At 75.0% G+C, this 5,952-nt stretch carries 3 protein-coding genes; 2 read left to right on the top strand and 1 reads right to left on the bottom strand.

Features of this window, described 5'->3' with window-relative positions:
* Window positions 1-4: 4 nt before the first annotated feature.
* Window positions 5-1,255 (bottom strand): hypothetical protein, encoded by a 1,251-nt coding sequence (locus ABD52_RS35805; RefSeq protein ID WP_047894657.1) that lies wholly within the window; start codon window positions 1,253-1,255, stop codon window positions 5-7.
* A gap of 109 nt (window positions 1,256-1,364) precedes the next feature.
* On the opposite strand from ABD52_RS35805, the gene ABD52_RS35800 reads away from it, so the two are divergent.
* Window positions 1,365-2,186, top strand: a complete 822-nt coding sequence (locus ABD52_RS35800; RefSeq protein WP_047894656.1) for a DNA-formamidopyrimidine glycosylase family protein — start codon at window positions 1,365-1,367, stop codon at window positions 2,184-2,186.
* A 130-nt stretch (window positions 2,187-2,316) separates the two neighbouring features.
* Window positions 2,317-5,952 (top strand): fibronectin type III domain-containing protein (locus ABD52_RS35795; protein WP_047894655.1); only part of this gene is annotated, 3,636 nt, incomplete at its 3' end.

The raw sequence follows: 5,952 nt of genomic DNA, 5'->3' as shown, positions 1-5,952 counted from the left end.
GGCGTCAGCAGCGGGGGACTGTGCCGCCGTAGATCGAGGACAGGTACGCGTGGCTGACGTAGTTGCCGCCCACCAGGCGGTACCACCTCGTCGTCGTGCGGTACGTGCCGGCGATCCGCTGCCCTGTCACGTAGCACTGCACCGGCACGTGGGCGTACGTGGCGGCCAGGCCCCGGCTCGCGTACGAGGTGCTCGCCCCGGCACGCAGGTTCAGCGGCCCGGAGCCGACCACCGCCCGCGCCCCGCCGCCGGTCCACAGCAGCGTCACGTCCACCCAGGCGTTGTCGGTGAGCCGCAGCCCGTCCCAGAACGTCCCGTCGGCCAGGTCCAGCCCGGCCGGGTTGCGGACGGTACGGCCGAACTGGTCGCGCCCGCCGTTGTAGCCGTTCTGGTACGCCGCCTGCGCCTCGGGCAGCCCGCGCGGCAGGTCCTTCCAGTTCTCCCTGATCGACGCCGGGTTCCACCAGTCGTCGCGGGTGTTCCACGGGCCGACGTCCCACACCGGGGCGTACTCGCAGCGGCTGCCGTTCGTCGTGCAGACCTTGACGGTGTAGTCGCCGGTGTTGCGCGGGGACAGGCCGCGCCGGGTGGGCAGCGCCGCGAAGTGGTCCCGGGTACGCACCGTGTGCCCGTTGGCGGTGATGCCGCCGACCAGGCCGATCCGGGTCGTGTACACCCGGTACTTGAGCGCGGCGGCCGGCTGGACCGCCGTGGTGGCGACCTTGTCGGCGGCCAGGGTCAGGCCGGTGACGGTGGCCTCCGACGCGCTGCCGCTGGTGGTCAGCACGACGCGCGCCTGCACCCGGCTGACCGGTGCGTCGAACACCGCCTCGGTGGCGTCGCGCCACTCGGTCCAGCCTCGGCCACGCCAGCCGCGTACCTGTGCCACCGCCGTACCCCCGTCGCCGGTGCGGGCGGCGAACTGTGCGCGTACCCGGGTCGCGGGCCGGTCCAGGGTGCGCGGCGCGGACAGCAGGATTCCCTCGGCGACCGGTCCGCCGACGGCGGCCGGGCGGGTGCGGGCGTTGGGCCGGGGGTCGGCGAGCCGCAGGCGGCCGGACCGCCAGGCGACGTTGACGTCGTCGCCGCCGGCGACGGCGAGGTCGACGGACCAGCGTTCGGGGCCGGGCGCGGCGGCGCGGGCCGGTACGGCGGTGGGCGGGGGCGCGGCCGACGCGGGCGTGCCGGGCAGTCCGGCGGCCACGGTGAGCAGGGCGGTCAGGGCGACGACGGTACGACGTCGTGAAGGTGCCATCAGCATTCTCCTCAGAACCCCCTGATCGTTGCGTTTCCGCAGATCAAGTGGAACCTCAGTACAAATAGCGACACATGCGAATTCTGCTCGGCCGGGGGACAATGGCCGGGTGCCCGAAGGCGACACCGTCTGGAACACCGCACGCGTCCTGCAACGCGCGCTCGCCGGGGCCCGGCTCACCGGGTCCGACTTCCGCGTGCCGCAACTCGCCACCACCGACCTCACCGGCTGGACCGTGCGCGAGTCGGCCAGCCGGGGCAAACACCTGCTGCTGCGCCTCACCCGCACCGACGCCGAGCCGTGGACGCTGCACTCGCACCTGCGGATGGACGGCGCCTGGCGGGCGTACGCCCCGGGTGAGCGCTGGAGCGGACGGCCCGCGCACCTGATCCGGGTGGTGCTGCGCTCCCCCGCCGCTGTCGCCGTCGGCTACCACCTGCACGAGCTGGCGCTGGTGCCGACCGCCGAGGAGGAGTCGCTCGTCGGCCACCTCGGCCCGGACCTGCTCGGCCCGGACTGGGACGCCGACGAGGCGGTCCGCCGGCTCGCGGCCGACCCGGACCGCACCATCGGTGAGGCGCTGCTCGACCAGCGCAACCTGGCCGGGGTGGGCAACCTCTACAAGTGTGAGGTGCTGTTCCTGCGCGGCGTGTCGCCGTGGACACCGGTGGGCGCGGTGCCGGACCTGCCGGGCACCGTCGCGCTGGCCCAGCGGCTGCTCGCGGCCAACCGGGGCCGCTGGACGCAGAGCACCACAGGAGTGCTGCACCGGGGCGGCACCAGCTACGTCTACGGCAGGCGGGCGCAGCCGTGCCGCCGCTGCGGGACGGCCATTCGCAAGGAGGAACTGGGCGAACGGGTCACCTACTGGTGTCCGGCCTGCCAACCCGCCGTGGAACTTCCACGAAACGCCCAAGATCGGCCGAGATAGGGACGATTGGGTACTTCCGCCTCACCCCTGTGACGTCGCATGCTGCGGTGGACCGCTCACGGATCGTCAGCAGCGCGTACGCCCGCCACGCCGGGGTGTCGGCCGGCGCGCCCCGACCCCGGGGAGAGCCATGGTGCTGTTCCGCCGCAGCCGGCCCGGACGCCCGGACCGCGCCGCCGTCGTCGCCATCGCCGAGGAGACCGCGCCCACCGGTGACCCGACGCCGGCCGGTTCCGTCGCGCCCGCCGTTCCGGCCGCTCGCGGCAGTGACGAGGAACCCGGCGGCGGCCCGGCGCCTGCGAGCCTGGACCCGGCCGCCGTCCCGCGCCTGTTCGGCCCGGTGCCGAACACCGCCGCCAGCCCGCTGCCCACGCTCGACCCGGACGGCCGCCCGGTACCCGGCACCGGCATCCGCAAGTTCGTCGACCCGCTGCCGCTCCCCGGGCAGCCGGCCACCGCCGGGCTCGGCGCCCGCCTGCCCGTCGCCGTCCCGGACACCATCACCTGGCCGGGCTGCGACTACTACGAGATCGGCCTCCAGGAGTACGCGCAGCGCCTGCACCGCGACCTGCCCGCCACCCGGCTGCGCGGCTACCGCCAGCTCAACCTGGGCACCGACGCCTCCGGGCACAACACGGTCGGCCCGCCCGACCGCCCCTGGCACCTCGGCCCGATGATCGTGGCCCGGCGGGGCCGCCCGGTACGGATCAAGTTCATCAACCAGCTCCCCACCGGACGGGCCGGGGAGCTGTTCCTGCCCGTGGACGAGACGGTCGACGGCGCCGGAGCCGGACCGCACGGTCCCGCGCCGTACCCGCAGAACCGCGCCGTACCGCACCTGTCCGGCGCGCAGACCGGGTGGATCAGCGCCGGCAACCCGTGGCAGTGGGTGACCCCGGCCGGCGAGATCACCCCGTACCCGACGGGTGTGGGTGTGACGCCGGTGCCGGACATGCCGCCGCCCGGCGCGGGCGCCACCACGCTGTACTTCCCGAACGACCAGAGCGGCCGGCTCATGTGGCTGCACGACAACACGCTCGGCCTGTCCCGGCTCACCGTCTACTCCGGGCAGATCGCGCTCTACCTGCTCACCGACCCGGCCGAGGAACGGCTCGTCGACGACGGCGTGCTGCCCGCCGACCAGCTCCCGCTGGTGATCGAGGACAAGACGTTCGTACCCGACGACGCGCAGCTCGCCGCCCAGGACCCCACCTGGGACCGGGACCGCTGGGGTGCCAAGGGCAGCCTGTGGCACCCGCACGTCTACCAGCCGCGGCAGAACCCGTACCGGCTCACCGGCACCAACCCGACCGGGCGCTGGGACTACGGGCCGTGGACTCACGACCCGGACGGCGGCGCCAGCCCGTGGGTCGCCCCGGTGCCGAACCCGCACCACGACCCCGACACCGACCCGGACGAGCCGCCGCTGGTACCGGGCGTGCCGCACCCGTCGGCGGTCCCCGACGCGTACGGCGACACTCCGCTCGTCAACGGCGTCGCCTACCCGTACCTGGAGGTCGCGCCGCGGGCGTACCGGTTCCGGATCCTCAACGCCTGCGCGGACCGCGCGCTCAACCTCCAGCTCTACCGGGCCGCCTCCGACGCGCCGATGTGGGCCGAGGACGGCAGCCCGGCCGACCCGGACGCCGGTGAGGTGCCGATGGTCGAGGCGGTACGCGCCCCCGGGCGGCCCGCGTACTGGCCGGCGGACGGGCGCGACGGCGGCGTGCCCGACCCGGCCGCGGCCGGGCCCGAGATGATCCAGATCGGCAACGAGGGCGGCCTGCTCCCCGCCCCCGTGGTGCTGACCAACCGGCCGGTGGACTACCGGTACGACAGGCAGGACCCGACAGTGCTCAACGTGGACGGGCACGCGCTGCTGCTCGCCCCCGGCGAACGCGCCGACGTGGTGGTGGACTTCTCCACGGTGGCCCCGGGCAGCACGCTCATCCTCTACAACGACTGCCCCGCGCCGCTGCCCCGGTTCGACACCCGCTACGACCACCACACCGGCGCGCCCGACCGGACCGCCGCCGGTGGTCTGCCGCCGACCCGCCCCGGGTACGGCCCGAACACCCGCACGCTGCTCCAGATCCGGGTCACCGGCACCCCCGCGCAGCCGTACGACACCCGGCGGCTCGCCGAGCGGCTACCCGGGGCGTACGCCCGCAGCCAGCCGCCGCCGATCGTGCCGCAACCCGCGTACGACACCGCGATCGGCACCTCCACCCCGCGCCCGACGCTGGTTCCCGCGCGGGCCACCTCGGTCACGTTCACCCCGGCGGGCGCGACCGCCCCGGTCACGTTGCCGCTGGCCGTGAAGTCGGTCGGGCAGGTGTTCGAGGCCCGGCACGGCCGCGCGGTGGGACGGCTCGGCGTCGGCCACCCGGTCGCCGGGCCGCTCGCCCCGGCCACCCTGCCGCTGGGACCGGCCGACCCGGCCACCGAGGTGCTGCACGCCACCGACCCGGCGGTCGCGGTCGGCGCGCCCGGCGACGGCACCCAGCTCTGGCGGATCGTCGGCGACGCCCCGCGCACCCATGCCGTCCACATCGAGGGCTGCGACGTCCAGCTCGTCAACCGGGTCGGCTGGGACGGCACGGTCCGCCCGCCCGACCCGGGCGAGCTGGGCTGGAAGGACACCGTCCGGGTCAACCCCCGGGAGGACGTCGTGGTGGCGCTGCGTCCCGTCCCACCAGCCCTGCCGTTCAAGATCGGCGACAGCGTACGGCTGCTCGACCCGACCCGCCCGGCCGGCGCACGGCTGGACGCCGGTCCGGTCAGCCCGGTCGACGGCCGCCCCGCGGTCGTGGTCAACCAGCTGGTCAACCTCGGCTGGGAGTACCGCTGGCAGACCCGCTCGGCCGGACTCCGCGACCAGGGCATGAGCCGGCCGCTGGTGGTGCGCGTGGCACCCAAGGCGCCGACCGGCCTCACCGCCACCCCGGCACCCGGCAGCGCCACCGCGCTCCCCGCCATCGCGCTGACCTGGACCGGCAACGGCAGCCGGCCCGTACCGACGAGCCACCGGCTGCAACGCGCCACCGACAGCACCTTCACCACCGGACTGACCGAGATCACGGTGGCCGCCACCGCCACCCGGTACACCGACGCCACAGTCACCCCCGGCGTCACCTACCACTACCGGATCCGTGCCGAGAACGCGGTGAGCTGCTCGTCCTGGTCCAACGCCGTACCGGCGGCGGTGCACCTGTCCGCGCCGACCCGGGTGACAGCGGTGCTGCCGCCGACCGGGCCGCTGCGGGTGGCGCTGCGCTGGGCCAACCACTCCTTCGCCACAGGCGTGGACGTGCAGCGGGCCACGAACCCGACGTTCACCAGCGGTCCGGGCACCACGGCCATCGCCGTGGGCGAGTCCCACGTGGACCCGGCCGTCGCGCCGGACACCACGTACTACTACCGGGTACGCACGACGTACCTGGGCGCCGCCTCACCCTGGTCGACAGTGGCCACCGTGACCACACCGGCCCGGCCGGTCGCGCCCACCGGCGTGAGCGTCACCGCGAGCGTGTCCGGGCCGGACACCGCCAGTGTGACGGTGACCTGGTCGGCGCCGACGCCGGCCGGACCGGGCGCCGGTTTCGTCGTGCAGCGCGCCACCGACGCCGCCTTCACCCGTGAACCGGCGACGTTCCACGTGACCGGCCGAGGCTTCACCAACACCGGCCTGGCCCGAGGCATGACCTACCACTACCGGGTACGAGCGACAAACGTCGTAGGCACGTCCCCCTGGACCCCCCCAGCC

This window comes from Micromonospora sp. RV43, assembly GCF_001029515.1.
Classification (GTDB): Bacteria; Actinomycetota; Actinomycetes; order Mycobacteriales; family Micromonosporaceae; genus Micromonospora; species Micromonospora aurantiaca.
Note: the sequence above shows the minus strand (reverse complement) of the source record. Positions and strands in the feature narration are given on the sequence as shown.